This is a genomic window from Enemella evansiae (genome assembly GCF_002250705.1).
GTDB classification, from domain to species: domain Bacteria; phylum Actinomycetota; class Actinomycetes; order Propionibacteriales; family Propionibacteriaceae; genus Enemella; species Enemella evansiae.
The window spans coordinates 1-15,983 of the sequence record NZ_NMVP01000002.1; the positions used below are offsets into that span (position 1 = coordinate 1).

Annotated in this window: 15 protein-coding genes and 1 pseudogene; 8 read left to right on the forward strand and 8 right to left on the reverse strand. The window is 71.3% G+C overall.

Annotated elements, in window-relative coordinates; all coding sequences use genetic code 11:
* The 3 genes from BI335_RS03860 to BI335_RS03870 form a co-directional block, all read right to left on the reverse strand.
* On the reverse strand, positions 1-893 hold an 893-nt coding region (locus BI335_RS03860; protein WP_094429739.1), incomplete at its 3' end, for a hypothetical protein.
* A complete protein-coding gene (locus tag BI335_RS03865; RefSeq protein WP_094405975.1) occupies positions 893-2,059 on the reverse strand; it encodes a glycosyltransferase in 1,167 nt (388 codons plus the stop codon). The genes BI335_RS03860 and BI335_RS03865, both read right to left, overlap by 1 nt.
* Positions 2,056-3,075 carry a glycosyltransferase gene (locus tag BI335_RS03870; protein ID WP_094405974.1) on the reverse strand — a complete coding sequence of 340 codons (1,020 nt, stop codon included), beginning with the start codon at positions 3,073-3,075 and terminating at the stop codon, positions 2,056-2,058. The genes BI335_RS03865 and BI335_RS03870 overlap by 4 nt, the downstream gene beginning before the upstream one ends.
* 47 nt (positions 3,076-3,122) lie before the next feature.
* On the opposite strand from BI335_RS03870, the gene BI335_RS03875 reads away from it, so the two are divergent.
* A complete protein-coding gene (locus tag BI335_RS03875) occupies positions 3,123-4,094 on the forward strand; it encodes a hypothetical protein (RefSeq protein WP_094405973.1) in 972 nt (323 codons plus the stop codon).
* Complete coding sequence (locus BI335_RS03880; protein WP_094405972.1) at positions 4,091-5,374, forward strand: glycosyltransferase; 1,284 nt, start codon at positions 4,091-4,093, stop codon at positions 5,372-5,374. The genes BI335_RS03875 and BI335_RS03880 overlap by 4 nt, the downstream gene beginning before the upstream one ends.
* Positions 5,375-5,809: 435 nt before the next feature.
* Here the strand turns inward: BI335_RS03880 and BI335_RS22445 are convergent.
* From BI335_RS22445 to eccE, 5 genes and pseudogenes are all read right to left on the reverse strand, one after another.
* Positions 5,810-5,986 (reverse strand): annotated as a pseudogene (locus BI335_RS22445) (helix-turn-helix domain-containing protein); the annotation flags it as partial.
* Positions 5,987-6,176: 190 nt separating this feature from the next.
* Entirely contained in the window at positions 6,177-6,950 is a 774-nt protein-coding gene (locus tag BI335_RS03890; RefSeq protein ID WP_208109201.1) for an enoyl-CoA hydratase/isomerase family protein, read from the reverse strand.
* Between the two features lie 40 nt (positions 6,951-6,990).
* Entirely contained in the window at positions 6,991-8,208 is a 1,218-nt protein-coding gene (locus BI335_RS03895; RefSeq protein ID WP_094355099.1) for a pyridoxal phosphate-dependent aminotransferase, read from the reverse strand.
* A 13-nt stretch (positions 8,209-8,221) separates the two neighbouring features.
* Positions 8,222-8,923 (reverse strand): hypothetical protein, encoded by a 702-nt coding sequence (locus BI335_RS03900; RefSeq protein WP_094429742.1) that lies wholly within the window; start codon positions 8,921-8,923, stop codon positions 8,222-8,224.
* Positions 8,923-10,083, reverse strand: coding sequence for a type VII secretion protein EccE (gene eccE / locus BI335_RS03905; RefSeq protein ID WP_172421724.1), 1,161 nt, complete (start codon positions 10,081-10,083; stop codon positions 8,923-8,925). Before eccE ends, BI335_RS03900 begins: the two co-directional genes overlap by 1 nt.
* A gap of 119 nt (positions 10,084-10,202) precedes the next feature.
* Here eccE and eccB point away from each other — a divergent pair, with 119 nt between their 5' ends.
* The 6 genes from eccB (at position 10,203) to BI335_RS03935 (ending at position 15,900) form a co-directional block, all read left to right on the forward strand.
* Positions 10,203-11,582 carry a type VII secretion protein EccB gene (eccB, locus tag BI335_RS03910; protein ID WP_094429743.1) on the forward strand — a complete coding sequence of 460 codons (1,380 nt, stop codon included), beginning with the start codon at positions 10,203-10,205 and terminating at the stop codon, positions 11,580-11,582.
* 203 nt (positions 11,583-11,785) lie between these two features.
* Complete coding sequence (locus BI335_RS03915; protein ID WP_094355103.1) at positions 11,786-12,106, forward strand: WXG100 family type VII secretion target; 321 nt, start codon at positions 11,786-11,788, stop codon at positions 12,104-12,106.
* 40 nt (positions 12,107-12,146) lie between these two features.
* The gene (locus tag BI335_RS03920; protein ID WP_144009065.1) at positions 12,147-12,464 is read left to right on the forward strand and encodes a WXG100 family type VII secretion target; all 318 of its coding nucleotides are present in this window, start codon (positions 12,147-12,149) and stop codon (positions 12,462-12,464) included.
* Positions 12,465-12,864: 400 nt separating this feature from the next.
* Entirely contained in the window at positions 12,865-13,209 is a 345-nt protein-coding gene (locus tag BI335_RS03925) for a hypothetical protein (RefSeq protein ID WP_133625962.1), read from the forward strand.
* 3 nt (positions 13,210-13,212) lie between these two features.
* Positions 13,213-14,964 carry a hypothetical protein gene (locus tag BI335_RS03930; RefSeq protein ID WP_144009066.1) on the forward strand — a complete coding sequence of 584 codons (1,752 nt, stop codon included), beginning with the start codon at positions 13,213-13,215 and terminating at the stop codon, positions 14,962-14,964.
* A gap of 72 nt (positions 14,965-15,036) precedes the next feature.
* Complete coding sequence (locus BI335_RS03935; RefSeq protein WP_094403250.1) at positions 15,037-15,900, forward strand: Fpg/Nei family DNA glycosylase; 864 nt, start codon at positions 15,037-15,039, stop codon at positions 15,898-15,900.
* Positions 15,901-15,983 lie beyond the last annotated feature (83 nt).

The window sequence follows — 15,983 nt, forward strand, 5'->3', positions numbered from 1 at the left end:
ACCAGCCCGGCGCCGATCAGCGCGCGCGCGGTGGCCCGCTGTTCGCCGAACGGGCGCTGCTGCGGTACCGCGACCAGCCGGGCCCCGGCGGCCCCCGCGTCCGCCACGGCGTTCTGCCCGGTCTGGCAGACCACCACCTCGGCCCGGCACAGCGCCGGCCACGGGTCGGCCAGCCAGGTCCCCTCGGCGCCGCCGAGCAGCTGCCACTGCCAGCCGTCACCGGCCGCGCCACCGGCTCCGGCGGTACGCCAGGGCTGCGTCCCATCGGCGGGGTCCGAGCCGCCGGTACCGCCGAGCAGCAGCACCCGGCCCGGTTCCGGATCGGCGACCCGCGCCCGCCCGGCGAACCGGGAGAGCCCGCCGACGGCGTGCAGCCGGTCGCGGTGATCGGCCAGGTGGCCGGTGTCGTACCAGTCCGCGGGCCAGGGGGCGAGCAGCGCGTCGGCGAGGGTGTGAACCCAGCGGTGCGGCGGGTCGTCGCGCTCCCCCGGCAGCACCATGGTGATCACCGGGATGCCGTGCAACCGGGCCAGGCCGGCCACCTCCACCGAGACATCCACCACCATCGCCGCCGGCCGGTGCCGCTGGATCCAGGCGGAGATGGCGGCCATCCGGTCCCGCAGACCCGGGTGCCGGCGCGGCACCCAGTGCAACACCCCGCGCGCTGTCGGATCCTCCTCGGCGGGGTCGCTGCCGGCGGGGTCGCTGCCGAGCTCGGGCGTGGTCCAGTCCGGGGGCAGTTCGACCCAGTCGGCGAACGGGCCCGGCTCGGGCGGGCGTTCCCGGGAGGTGAGCAGGGTGACCGGCCGGTCCAGTGCCGCGGCCACCACCCTCGCGCGGGTCAGGTGGCCGGAGCCGTGATGGTGGGCGTACCAGCCGATCACCGAACCCATCAGGCGGATTCCTCGGCCACTTCGCTCGCCAGCTGGTCGATCATCGACCGCGAATCCGACCAGCGGCCGGCGGTCACCCCGGCGAGCTCGGCATAGCACCGCTCCAGCAGGTCGATCCGGCGCGCGACCGAGAAGCGTTGCTCGGCGGTCCGGCGGGCGATCCCGCGCAGCGACGGGTCGGCGGCCAGGTCGCGCGCGGCATCGGCCAGCGCGGCCACGTCATCGGCCGGTACCAGCCGGACCGCGGGGGTCCGCTCCCCGGTCTCCCGCAGCCCACCGCGGGCGAAGGCGGCGACCGGCGTTCCGCATGCCAACGCCTCGGGCAGCACCAGCCCGAAGGGTTCCTCCCATCCGGGAGTGACCAGGGCGCAGCGGCTGCCGCCGACCAGCTCGACGAGTTCGATGGCGCTGCGCTCCCCGACGTACTCGATCCCGTCGCCGAGCGCGGGCCGCAGCACCCGCTCGAAATAGCGCGGGGCGCCGATCCGGCCCGCCAGCTGCAGCGGCAGTCCCGCACGGCGGGCCGCGGCGACGGCCAGATGGGGCGCCTTCTCCGGGACGATCCGGCCCGACCAGACCAGCCCGGTACCACCGGGACCGGGCCGCCACAGCGTGGTGTCCACCCCGTTCAGCAGCACCCGCGAGGTGACCCCGGCGCGGGCCCAGCTGGCTCGGGTGTGCTCACTGACCGAGAAGAAGGCCTGCCGGGCGCGGCTCTGTCGTGGCCGCGCGGCATGCAGCCCGGCCAGCATCTCCGGCAGGACCGGGGTGTGCAGGGTGGTGATCATCGGCAGCCCGAGGCGGCCGGCGAGCCGCAGCGGTGCACCGGACAGGCTGTGGTTGTGCAGCACGTCGACCCGGGGGCGGATCGCGGCCAGCGCTCGCATCGCCCGGGCGTACACCGCCTCCTGACGCAGCAGCCCGCCCGCCGGCAGCCGGTCGTCGCTGCGGTCCGCGCCGACCGGCCAGCGCAGCGGGGTGAAGGCGAGCTCTGGATAGCGCGGGTCGAGCTGTTCGGAACCGTGCGGGGCGACGAGCAGCACCTCGTGGCCGCGGGCCCGGAGCAGGCGTACCTGATCCATCACATGGCCCTCGAGACCGCCGGGGGCGGGCTGGCGCAGCGGGTATCGGTAGGGGCCGAGGACCGCGATCCGGAGCGGCCTCATGCGGGGACCCCGCGGCGGGCCACCTCACGCCACAACCGGGCGTGCCGCTCGGCGACGGCCTGACGTTCGGCGAGCCGGGTCGCGCGGTCCGCCGGGCGGACCCGGTCGCGGCCGGCGAGCAGCCGGGCCAGCGCGGCGCGCAGCGCCTCCCGGTCACCGGGGGGCCAGCTGGCGAGCAGGGCCGGGTCGGGTTGCTGATCGGCGTGCTGGCCGATGTCCGGGACGGCGACCGGTACGCCGAGGTCGCGGCACAGTTCGAGCAGCCCGGAGTGGGTGCCGTGGGCGTAGGGCAGGACGAGGACGCCGAGAGTGACCAGCCAGCGTTCCAGTTCGGCCTCGGTGAGCGGCTGGTGTTCCCACCAGCGGACGTGCGATCGGGCGGCGTACGCCGTCAGCGGTCCCCGGACGCCGGGATGGACGCTCACCGTGCAGACTTCGCCGAGTTCCGCAGCCACCGCGACCACATCGGCCACCGCACCCAGATCGGTCCCGGCGCGCAGCGATTTGAGATGCAGTCCGATGCCGGCGGGCGGCGCCGCGGGGGCCGGTGCCGGGTGGTCGAGCAGGGTCGGGTGCGGCAGCACCGTCGCCTGTCGGTCGTGCTCGGCGGCGATCAGCCGCGCGGCCCCGTCGGTCAGGGTGACCACCTCATCGGCGGCTGCCAGCAGCAGGGCGAGCTGCTGCTGGTGCCGCGTCTGGTCGGTGAGCTGAGGGTTGGCCAGGTCGTGCACGGTCACCACCAATCCGATCCGGAGCTCGCGTACCACGGTCAGTACGCGGGCCAACTCGTCGACGGTCAGCGATTCGTAACCGAAGTGCACATGTAGCACATCAGGCCGCTCGGCGCGCAACCAGTCCTCGGTGAGCACCACCGGCGGCCACCACTGGCCGGGCGGGCGGCCCGCGGGGATCGGATCGGGCAGGACCCGGACCCCCGGTGTCGACGGGGTGATGCCCCGCACGTACGGGTGCCCGGCGGGTACCGATGCGACCCGCAATGCGCTCTGAGAATCCATGTCGCCCTGTAGGTACCCGAGGGGGGGCTGGCCGATACCGTGAGCGGATGCAGGATGATCCGATCCAGGTGGTGCTGGGCCCGCCGGAGCACGGGGTGACCCGCTACGCCCGGCAGCTGGCCGATGCCGGCGGCGGGCCGGTGCAGGTGCAGCGGCAGCTCGTCGACGCCGCGCCGCCCGCGGCGCCGTACCATCTGCAGCTCACCCCGCAGCTGGTCGGGCCGACCCCGGAGGAGGCGGCCGAGCGGTTGGTGGAGTGGTGTGCGCGGTCGCCGGCGCGGCCGACGATCACCCTGCATGACGTGCCGCAGCCCTCCGACGGGGCGCAGATGTTCCCCCGGAGGGCGGCCTGTGTCCGCCGGTGGTTGGGGCTGGCGCGGGCGGTCGCGGTGAGCAGTGCACACGAGGCGGCGCTGGTGCGCGAGTTCGCGCCGGAGGCGGCACCGACGGTGCTGCCGTTGCCGGTCGACCCGCCGCCGGATCCGCTGCCCCCCGCCCCGGACGGCAGCCTGGGGGTGCTCGGGTTCATCTATCCGGGCAAGGGCCACCAGGAGGCGATCGGTGCCGCGGCGGGTCGGGAGCCCCGGCCGCCGGTCCGGTTCCTGGGCGCTCCCAGCCCCGGGCACGAGGACCTGGTGGCCGAGCTGCGCGGCACCGCGGACCGGTCCGGCGTACCGCTGGAGGTCACCGGGCATCTCGACGAGGCCGCCTGGGCGGCGCAGATCGCGCGGGTCGGTGTCCCGCTGGCGCTGCACCGGCACCTGTCCGCCTCCGGGTCGATCAATTCCTGGGTCGCGCATCGGCGCCGGCCGTTGGTGCTGCGCTCCTCCTACGCCGAGGAGCTGGCCGCCCTGCGACCCGGGACGCTGCAGCTGATCGAGGTCGAGGAGATCGATGACGCGGTGGCCGCCGCGCTGGCCGATCCGCGGCGCACCGTGCTGCCCGCCGATCTGCCGCTCGGCCCGGACACCGCGGCGACGCTGACCGGGTACCGCCGGTTCTGGGCGGCCGCCGGATGAGCGCTGCCGCGGAGCTGCCGCAGGCCCCGGTACCGATCCCCGGTGGCTGGACGGTGCCGGAGAACCGTTGGGACCTGCTGGCCGGGCTGACGCAGGAGCCGCCGACGGTCAGCGTGGTGGTGCCCTACTACCGCGACCAGGCCGGGCTCGATGCGATCGTCGCGGCACTCGAGGCCCAGCGTTACCCGACCGACCGGATCGAACTGATCGTCGCCGACGACGGGTCCCCCGAGGCACCGCGGGTCGCGAGCGGGCTCGCCCATCGGGTGGTCCGGCAGGAGGACCGCGGGTTCCGGGCCGCCGCCGCGCGGAATCTCGGGCTGGCGGTGGCCGAGGGAACGGTGGTGGCGTTCCTGGACGGTGACTGCGTACCGGAGCCGGGCTGGTTGGCGGCCCTGACCCGGTTGCCGGCGCTGGCCCCGGAGGCCCTGGTGGTCGGCCGCCGGGAGCATCGCTGGCTGACCGGTCCGCGTGCCGGGGAGCCGATCGAGGCGCCGCGCTGGTTGGCGGACGGGTACGCCGCCAGCGGTGATCTGCTGCGTGCCGACGATTCGTCGTGGCGGTTCGTGATCAGCGCGAATCTGGCCGGTACGCGGGATTTCCTGCGGGAGCTGGGTGGTTTCGACGGTTCCCTGATCGGTTACGGCGGGGAGGACTGGGAGTTCGCCGAACGCGCCTGGCACGCCGGGGCGCTGCTGGCCCACGAGCCGGCGGCGGTGGTGCTGCACGACGGGCCGGACTGGGCCGGGCGTCCCGAGGACCGACGGTCGGCGAAGAACGCGGAGTCGCTGGCGCTGGCCCGTCGGATGCGGCATCCGATGGCGCGGCCGCTCGGTTTCGGTGCGGCGACGCTGGCGGCGCGACTGCGGTCGGGTACGCCGGCCGCGGCCCTGGTCTGTGTGGACAGCCTGCTCCGTGCCCATCCGCGGACCGCGATCGCGGTCGGGGCGGAGCTGGTCGCCGAGCTGCCGCCCGATCCGCGGGTGGTGGCCGAACTTCCCACCACACCTTCGACCACCGACCCGATCTGGCACCTCGCGATCGACACCCCGGTCCGCTTCGACGACACCCTGCCCCGGTCACTCGCCCGGCTGGCCGGCAGTGCCGACGCCCCCGGCATCCTGCTCGCCCCCGGCATCCGGCTCACCCGGGCCCGTGCCCTGGCCCGCGAGCGCCGCGCCGGCCGGCCGCTGTTCCGCACCGAGACCGTCCCCGCCCTTGCCCATCGGTTGCCCGCCGAGGTCGACCTGGAGGGCTGGTTCGGTGGTTGGTGGCCCTGAATCGGCCGCCGGTGGCAGCTCTGGCCCCTCCGCCCACGGTTCGAGGTCGGTTCCGCACCGACAGGGACAGCTCGGTACGCAGGGGCCGAGCACGTCGCAGTCCGACGGGCAGGTGCAGACGAACGGCGTCGGGGCGGGGACGGGCAGCAGACCCAGCGCTCGCTCCTGCTCCCACTTCGCCCGCCGCCGCTCCCGGCGCGCGTGCTCCGCGGCGATCACGTCCTGCGCGGTCGGATGATCCACCGGCACCTCACCTCGCCGCGCACGCGACTGCTCGCGACGCGCGCGCCGCGGGGCGCATGGAACCAGCCCGGAGAAATACGGATCGATCAGCTCCACATCGAGATGCGCGGGGAGGAAGCGGCCCTGTCTGTCGCGGACGGTGTCCGCCTCACCCATCGGCCGCACCGCGTTTCCGTCGGCATCGAGAACGTGCAGGGTGAACCCCGCCAGCTCCAGGGCGGCCACCAGTTCCGGTACCCGCGGTGAGCGCTGACCGGTCTCCCACCGGGCAAGGTGCGATGCCGACACTCCCAGCCGTTCCGCGAACTCTCGTTGATTCAGGTCCAGCGCGCGGCGCACCCGCCGCAACACTCCGCCGACATCGACCATGGATCAACGATGCCCCGCCGGGCGCCGTTTCGGCGTGCTCGGGTGTCTCCCCGTTGTTGTCCGACTCCGCGTTGTCCGAGTCCGCGTTGTCAGAGTCCGCAGGTGGCGTTGGGTTTTCTCCTCAGGCGCCCCCGCGAACGTGTACGGAAGTGCTGCCGTCCTGGCAGCACTTCCGTAGCGTTCTGAGCCACTACCCAGGAAGAGGACCGATCGGCGCGCCGACCAAGCCGGTCAGCAGCCGTGCCTGGGCCTGGCGTTCGGCGAGCAGCTGGGCCTGGACGTCGTTGGTGATCGCGGCGCGCAACAGCCGCTTGGTCTCGCGCAGCGCGGCGTCGGGGATCTCCAGGATCGCGGCGACCACCTCGTCGGTGACCGCGGCCAGCTTCTCGTTGGGCACCGCCAGGGTCGCCAGTCCGGAGCCGACGGCCTCCCCCGCGCCGACGAACCGGCTGGTCACGCAGATCTCCAGCGCCCGCGAATAACCGAGGGTACGCACCAGCGGCAGCGTTCCCCCGAGATCGGGCACCAATCCCAGCGACGGTTCGCGCATCGCCAACCGGACGTCCTCGGTGACCAGGCGCAGGTCGGCGGCCAGCGCCAGCTGGAAGCCGGCACCGATCGCGTTGCCCTGCACCGCCGCGATCACCAGCGCATCCACCTCACCCCACGCGGTGAAGCCCTCCTGGAACCCCGCGATCAGCTGCTCGGTCTCCCCGGTGCCCCGATTGGCGGCCACCGACAGCACCCGCGGTTCGCCCGGAATCCCTTCCGGAGAAAGCATTCCGCGGTCCAGTCCCGCCGAGAAGTCCTGCCCCTCGGCGTTCAGCACCACCACGCGTACGCCCTCATCCAGGGTCCGCGCGATCTCCGCCAGCCGCGCCCACATCGTCGGCGTCTGCGCATTCCGCTTCTCCGGCCGCGCCAACGTCACCGTCAGCCGCGCCCCCTGCCGATCCACCTTCACACTTTCCCCGTTCCCCGAGCGAGCGGAGCGAGTCGAGGGGTCACTCACGGAAACCCTCCAGGAAGTCCGCGATCCGGCCGATCGCCTCGGTCAACACCTCTTCGTCGGGCAGCGTCACCAACCGGAAATGATCCGGCTCGAACCAGTTGAAACCGGTGCCGTGGGTGACCAGGATCTTCTTCGCCCGCAGCAGATCGATCACGAACGCCTGGTCATCGGTGATTCGGTAGACCTCCGGATCGAGCTTCGGGAAGCAGTAGAGCGCACCGCGCGGTTCGACACAGCTGACCCCCGGGATCTCGTTGAGCAGCCGGGACGCGAGCTTCGCCTGGTCGTGGTAGCGCCCGCCGGGGGCGACCAGTTCACCCACCGACTGGTACCCACCCAGTGCGGCCTGGATCGCGTGCTGGGCGGGCACATTGGCACACATCCGCATGTTCGACAGCAGCGTCAGACCTTCCAGGAAGTCCGTCGCCAGATGCTTCGGACCGGAGATCATCACCCAGCCGGCGCGATATCCGCAGACCCGGTAGGCCTTGGACAGCCCGCTGAAGGTCAGGCAGAGCACCTCGTCCCCGGCATAGGTCGCGACATGGTGGTGCACCGCGTCGTCGAAGATGATCTTCTCGTAGATCTCGTCGGCCATCAGCACCAGCTCGTGCCGGCGGGCGATGTCGACCAGACCCTTGATGGTCTCCTCCGAATAGACCGCACCGGTGGGATTGTTCGGGTTGATCACCACCAGCGCCTGGGTGTTGTCGGTGATCTTGGACTCGATGTCGTCCAGATCCGGATTCCAGCCGTTCTCCTCGTCGCAGCGGTAGTGCACCGGCGTACCACCGCACAACGTCACCGCCCCGGTCCACAGCGGATAGTCCGGTGCCGGGACCAGGATCTCGTTGCCGTTGTCGGTGAAGGCCTGCAGCACCATCGTGATCAGCTCGGAGACCCCGTTGCCGATGTAGATGTCGTCGACCTTCACATCGCGCAGACCACGCGACTGGTAGTACTGCGCGACCGCGGTCCGGGCCGGCCGGATGCCGCGCGAATCCGAATAGCCCTGGGAGTCCGGCAGGTGGTGCACCATGTCGGCGACGATCGCTTCGGGGGCAGCGAATCCGAAGGGCGCGGTGTTGCCGATGTTCAGCTTCAGGATCTGGTGGCCCTCGGCCTCCAACCGCTCGGCCTCGACCAGGATCGGACCGCGGACGTCGTAGCGGACGTCCTGGAGCTTCTTTGACTGAACGATCGGGCGCATGGGCCTCAGTGTGTCACTGCGCGCCGAAGAGCAGCTGATATTCCAGCGGTGTCGGTCGCACCGAGAGCTTCACCACACGCCGCGGCATCGCCAGCATCACCTCGTCCTCGGCGAGCAACTGACAGGCCTTCACCTGCCGGGGGCTGAGGAAGTATGCCCGGCGCAGGTTGTCGATCACCCGGTTGTCGGCCGAGTTGACCAGCGTCATGTCCACCGAGCGCAGCGTGCCCACGGCCTGCGCCTCCCGCAGGTCGGTGGTCAGCAGGACCGCCTGCCAGGCGCCGATGCCGGCCTGGCTGCCGTCGTAGAGATCGGTGTCGTCGACGATCAGCGACGGCCGATAGGGCAGCCCCGCCTCCGGCAGCCGCGCCGCCGCGCCGCCGGGCACCACGTCCACGGTGCCGCCGTGCCGGCGTACCCGCTCCACCAGGCCGAGCCATTCCCGCTCCTGGGTGGGTAACAGCGAGATTTGGGCACCGAGGGAGATGCTGCGGAAGGTGAGCAGCCAGGCGACGTACTGCGGCACCGAGACCGCGAGCCGGGTCCCCCGCTCCCGGAACAGCCGGATCGTCACCGGACCCTTGGGACCGTTGCCGAGCACCAGCCCGCTGGGGCCGGTCCGGACGACCCCGCTGCGGCCGGTGTCGGCGACCAGCTGGAAGTTGCCGGGCGCGGCCCGGGCCGCCTGCTGCGCCTGCGTCGCCGAACGCGCCATCACAGCTGCACCCCGCGACCCAGCGGCACCGTCGCCAGCATCGTCGGCACCTGGGTGCCACCGGCCTGAGCGAGGGCGACCTCGCTGCCGACCCGATCGGCCAGATGGCCGACCGCGGCGTCGGCGGTCTGCTGATTGGGGGTGACCAACCGGACCCCGCCGGAGGCGTCCTGCTCGGGGCTGAGGGTGAAGGAGGTGACCGCGAACAACACCGGCGCCTGGGCGACCGCATCGAGCAGCACCTGGTAGGCGTAGGAGGGGTTGCTGCCCCAACGGCGGACCAGTTGACCGGAGTGCACCATGCCGTCGCACACCCAGTGGTCCCAGTGCTCGGCGGACCGCTCGGGGCCCATCGGGTCGGCGGTCGCACCACTGGTCAGGGCCAGCACCTCGGCGAGCTCGGCACCGCCGATCGCGTGCGAGTCGACGCCGTGCCGCTTGAGCAGCGACTGCACCCGGTGCAGCCCGAACCGCAGCGTCGCGTGGATGCCGTCCACACCGGCACCGCGGCGCTCCACCGCGGCCAGGCAGCGGGTCGGATCGAGGCGCAGGCAGATCCAGGTGCGGCGTACCGTCGGCGGCACCGGATGGGCGTTCTCGGCGTACGCCCGGGCGGCCTGCGACCCGGGGCCGAGCAGCAGCGAGGTCGGCGCCGGCACGGTGTAGGTGATCACCTGGATGCCGGCGAAGATGATGTCATCGGAGACCGTCAGGTCGGCCAGCGAACCGAGATCGAGTTCGGCACCGGAATCGGCGAGCAGATCCTCATCGGCATCCAGCGCCAGCACCGCGCTCCAGGCGTCACCGTCCGAGATCACCCCGGTCTCGTCGCCGCGGCCGCCGACGGTCTGACCGATCTCGAAACCGGGCACCCATTCCGCCAGCGGGACCAGGTCCGCGGGCACCCGCGCCGGGCGTACCCGCTGCCGACCCGAGTAGGCCAGCCGCAGCCGCAACCAACCGATCAGCGACCGGCCGCCGATCACCGGGGCCAGCAGGACCAGCAGCAGTACCAGCAGCAACCCGCCGACCAGGATGCCGAGCCGGGAGCCCGCGATCAGCGCGAGCACCGCCAGCAGCAGCACCCCTTCGAGCAGCACGAGCCGGCCGCTGTGCCGCAGCAGCCACGAGCGCCGATGCGGCGGGGCTGCTGATTGCACTGACTTTCCCTTCGTCGAGGCGAGCGCCACTACTCTAGGGCCGGCAGGGTCGGGTGACACCGCAGCGCAGCAGAATGTGCCCTGCGAACGATGGTTGAGCGAGAGGAGCCCGGCCGCAGATGGCGACCCGCAAGGATCTCCTCAAGGCGCACACCTTCACCGCGCAGCGGTTGGTGTCAGCGCTGGTGGACCGCGACCCCGACAACCCCCAGCCGCCGCTGCGCCGGGTCGGTACCGGCATGTTCATCGGGGTGATGCTGGGCATCCTGGTGCTGGCCGGTTTCGGCGTGGTCGGGTTGATCAAGCCCGGCAGCTCCAAGAACTGGAAGAACGACAACACGATCGTGGTCAGCTCCGACAGCGGTGAGGTGCTGGTCTATCTGGGCGGGAAGCTCTACCCGGCGTACAACATCACCTCCGCCAAGCTGGCCAGCGGTGGCGGGGATGTGAAGTCGGTGAAATCCTCATCCCTGCGGGATTTCCCGCGGGAGCGGACGATCGGCATCAAGCAGGCACCGACCCAGTTGCCCGAGCGGTCGGCGCTGGTCAGCTATCCGATCCGGGTCTGCTCGGTGACCGCACCGGCCGGTACCAGCACCGGGTCCGGCACGCAGGCCCGGGCGACCACCCTGGAGCTCGGCCAGGGTGAGGTACCGGCGACCTCGACCGCGTTCGTGGCCCGCGCCGACGGCAGCAACGGCAAGGAATATCTGATCGCCGATGGCACGGCGTACGAGATGCCGAACCATGCGGTGGCGATCCAGCTCGGCTTCGGCGAACAGGCGGTACGCCCGGGCAATGCCTTCCTGGGTGCGCTGCCGAAGGGGCCGCCGCTGAACCCGATCGACATCGCCGGGGAGGGGGAACGCTCCCAGCGCCCGGTCGGTGGGGTCGATCCGACCGTCGGCACGCTGATGCACGTCGAGGGCCCCAGCGCGACGACCTGGTATGTGCTGTTGAGCGACGGGTTGAGCGAGATCTCCCCGCTCGAGGCCGCGGTGCTGACCGCAACCACCGGCAAGAAGTCGCAGCCGATCAAGGCCGCCGAGGCCAATGAGGCCCGCAACACCCGGGTCCGTTACGCGGGCCGGCAGGGCATGCCCGCCCAGCTGCCGCAGCGCAGCCAGATCCCCGGCATCGAGACCGCCAGCGTGTGTGCCAGCTGGCCGGCCGCCGGGCAGAGCCCGCGGATCGCGTTCGGCGCCCCGACCCCGGTGGTGGATCGGCGCAATGCCGACCCGGCGCTGGCCGACACGGTGGTCCAGCCCTCGCTGCGCGGCGCCCTGGTCCGTCACGACGGGTCGGTCGGCCCGGCCGACCCGGGCACGCTGATCGTCGGCGGGCTGCGGTACGGCATCGCCGACAACGACTCCAAGAACGCGCTCGGCTACGGCGAGGTGACCCCCGAGCCGATCCCCGCGCAGGTGCTGCGGTTGATCCCCGAGGGCCTGCCCGCCGGCCAGTCGCTCTCGGTGTCCGCCGCCCAGCAGCAGTCCTGACCCGACCCACGCGGCCACTACTCAGCCACCTAGGCACATGTACTCACGCGCTACTCAAACTCAAGCAGGGCGGGATTTTCCGCTCGATTCCTGACCCCACCGGCTCCTAGTGTCTTCACCAGACGGCACCACCGAACCCGGTGCACCGGCCTTCCGGCAGAGGGAGGTTGGCCCCGACAGACGACTCCCCGGAGGAGAAGAAAATGGGATCTCAGCAAGTATCGGCCAATGACCTCAAGGTAGCCGCCGGCGAGGCCGAGGACTTCTACGGCAAGATCGAGGGTGTTCAGAAGAACCTCTACACCCAGATCGACGGCCTGATGGCCGGGTGGCAGGGCCAGGCCGCGCGGGTCTTCCTGACCGCCTTCAAGGAGTTCGATGAGGAGTTCAGCCAGGTGCAGAACAGCCTCAGCGAGCTGCACCAGAAGCTGGGTCAGACGAGCTTGACCTACCAGCAGAACGAGGCCGAGCAGAGCCAGGTTGGTCAGGATCTGATGAACCTGATCAACAGCAACCGCAAGTGACCCGCTGACCAACCCACACGAACTCTGAGGAGCCTGAACAATGAGCGATGATTCCGTTCTCGTAAACAAGCAGTACATGCAGCAGGGCATCCAGGACCTGGATTCCGCCAAGAAGCAGATGGTCGACCTCAAGGAACAGATGGTCCAGACCCTCGGCAAGCGCCTCGACTCCTGGCAGGACGGCGGCGACGGCGCCGCCCCGAAGCAGGCGTACCAGCAGGTGCTGCGGACCTGGGACGAGTCGATGAAGGAGATGGAGAACATCGCCAACGCGATGCGCACCAATCTCGACACGATCGCCGGCAACTACGCCAGCAACGAGATGAAGACCGCCTCCTTCTGGGAGACCGGCAACTGAGTCTCTGCCGAGACCGTACGCCCGGGGCGCGACCGATCGGTCGCGCCCTTCGGCGTCTCCACGGGCCGCTCCCCACGCACATCGAGTAGGCGCCATGCGAAGCGAAGCGGAGCAATGGCGCCGTGTCGAGATGAGCGCCCCACCCACGCTGGCTGAGCGAGCGAGGAACGAGCGAGACGAAGCCACCTGGCGGGACACCCGTCCACCCGTCGCCGCCCTCCTCGCCCAGGGATCGCGTACTGGGAGGAAGATTCCTCCGATCATTCCTTCGAAGTGGGGAACCGAGTAGGACACGATAGGGGTCGGAGGCCGTGTTGACCCCGACCCGGCTGACACCGAACAGCGAGAGATGGAGAGCGCGATGCTTCTGGCTGATGGCGGGGGCGGTACCCGCCCCCACGTGACGTCCGACATCCAGGTCGACCCCGGGCAGATCCGTCAGTTCGCGAAATTCCTCGACGAGATGACCGGTGAGATCCGCACCCTCCGGGATCGATTGCAGGACTACACCCCCGAGGGGACCGAGAAGGTCTCCTTCGGCAACTACACCGGTTCGGCACGCGCCGCCGAGCAGCACCGGGCCACCGTGACGAAGGGCCACGGCGCCCTGCGCGGGCTGCACCAGCGCTCCGACGACATCACCGAGGCGACCCGGCGGCTGGCCGGCCAGTACGACGACCTGGAGGAGCTGAACAGCGCCACCGCGGCCCAGGTCACCAACGAGCTGAATCGGAAGAAGGCCTGAGACATGCGAATGATGTTGGACGGGGGCGGATCGTCCAGCGCGTACTCCCTCTACACCCAGCGCGAGATCATGGCGGTCATCGGGTCTCTCGATTCGACCGCCCTGGATCGGACCGAGCGGATGTGGCGCGACACCGCGTCCGCGGCCCGCGAGATCCATGGCCTGGTGCGCAAACGCCTCGACGATCTGACCGGCCCCGGTGGGTGGACCGGACCGGGCGCCGAGGCGTACCGGAACTCGATCAAACGCGACGTGCTCGACAAGCTGGAGGCGTACGCCGCCGACGCGACCCGCAATGCCGACGCACTCGCGCCGGTGAACCAGTCGGTGTCCTCCTCGATCGGCGCCGCGCTGCTCAACGACATCCCCTGGGACCGCGACACCAACTGGGAGGTGACCCGCAAGGAGGTCGAGCAGTCGCTGTTCGGCAAGGTCGATGAGATCTTCACCGGCGAGGACGAGGACTACGAGAAGGCCAAGGAGCAGGCGCCCTATCTGGTCCTGAACGGGCAGCGGAACACCCTCGACTCGGTGGAGCCGAAGCGTTGGGAGACCCTGCTGACGGTCTATCCACAACAGCAGCAGTCGCCGCAGATCTTCCGGCAGACCGATACCCCGGTGACCCCGCAGGTGCATCGCTTCGATCAGTTGATGGAGGCGCTGGGCCTCAACTCCAACCAGGTCCAGACGGTACGCACCCGCGCGGACTCGGTGGATGAGCAGTTGCAGAGGTACCAGCCGACCGACCAGCAGCATCCCGACGACGACCGGCGCACCAGGGCGCCCGGCAGCGGCACCAACGACCCGACGCCGAACTCCACCGGTACCGGGCCGAGCGCGCCGTCGACGAACACCGCGCCGCCGTCGACCAACAGTCTGAACCCGAGCGGCCCGGGCGGACCGAACGAGCTCGGTCCGGGCAAGCCCGGTGACCCCAGCCTGCCCGGTGGTCCGGGCGGGCCCGGTGGCCCTGGTGGGCCGAACGGTCCGGGCCAGCCCGGCGGGCCGTTCCCCGGCGGCACCCATCCGGGTACGCCGGGTGGCCCGGGTTTCCCGGGTGGCCCCGGGCTGCCCGGTGGTCCGGGTGGCAGCGGTTTTCCCGGTGGCGACCCCGGTGACCTCGGCATCGGCGGCCCCGGTGGGTTGCCGGGTGGCGGGGCACCCGGTGTCGGCGGGTCCGGCCTCGATCCGGCCGAGCTGAGCAACAACCTGCCGGGCACCGAGAGCGCCGGGTTGCTGACGGCCCCGGGTTCCGCGGCCGGAATGAGCAATCTCGGCGGCCCGGGTGTTCCCGGTCTCGGTACGCCGGGAGTGGGCGGCGTCGGTGGTCCGGCGATCAATGTCGGCAGTGGCGTGGTACCGACGATGGGGATGGGCCCCGGTGGGCTCGGCTCCGGTGGACTGGGCAACAGCGGCCTCGGCGGCGCGGGCAACGGCCTGGGTCGCGGTGGCGCCGGCGGACCCGGTGCCGGGGGCAACCCGCTGGCCGGCCGCTCGGGCAACTCGTTCGGCATCGGTCCGAACGGCAAGGGCATCGTCAACCCCGGTTCGGTCGGCCCGGTGGCCGGCCCCGGTGGTGCGGCCGGCGGCCCCGGTGGCGGGGCATCCGGTGCCGGTACCGCTCCGGGTGGGATGCCGATGGGCGGGCGCCGCAACGACCGCAAGGACGAGGAGAAGGACGAGAACCCCTACAACTCCTGGCTCGAGGAGGACGAGGACGTCTGGTTCGACGACCCGGACGGCCGCTCCCGCTGACCCCTCCCGCCACGGTCCTCGAGTAGCAACTCCCGGCAGCGCGCCAGCGATGCCCCGTGTCACACTGGGCCCATGCCCGAGTTGCCCGAGGTGGAGTCGCTGCGGCGGTTCCTCACCGAACGCCTGGTCGGCCGGGTGATCGCCCGGATCGACCTGACCGCGTTCAGCGCGCTGAAGACCTTCACCACCCCGCTGAGCGCGATGCACGGACTGGAGATCGAGCGGGTCGAGCGGCGTGGCAAGTTCCTCTGCCTGGACGCCGGTGGCACCTGGCTCTGCTTCCATCTGGCCCGCGCCGGCTGGTTGCGCTGGCGCGCGGAGATGCCGACCGCCCCGGCCCGGCCGGGCAAGGGCCCGCTGGCGCTGCGGCTGGTGCTCGACGACGGGTCCGGGTTCGAGCTGACCGAGGCCGGTACCCAGCGCAAGCTCGCTGTGCACGTGGTCAACGATCCCGACGAGGTCACCCAGATCGAGACCCTTGGCCCGGAACCGATGGCCGACGAGTTCACCTACGAGGTGTTCGCGGAGATCCTGAACAAGGCCGGCCGGGCGCAACTCAAGGGCGTACTCAAGGACCAACGGGTGATCGCCGGAATCGGCAACGCCTATTCCGATGAGATCCTGCACGCCGCGAAGCTGAGCCCGTTCAAACCGGCCAACGGGCTGACCGATGCGGAGCGGGAGCACCTGTACACCTGCCTGCGCGCCGAGCTGGCCGATGCGGTGCAGCGCTCGGCCGGACTGGCCGCCAAGGACCTGAAGGGTGAGAAGAAGCTCGGCATGAAGGTGCACGGCCGCGCCGGTGAGGCCTGCCCGGTCTGCGGCGACACCATCCTCAGCGTCTCCTTCGCCGATTCCAGCCTGCAGTACTGCCCCACCTGCCAGACCGGCGGCAAACCCCTGGCCGACCGTCGGATGAGCAAGCTGCTGAAGTGAGGGCCACGCTCATCGAGATGCCGAACGCCGGGTGAGCGAGGGAGGAACGAGCGAGTCGAAGCCGAGTCCCTCGTCTCGTCGCT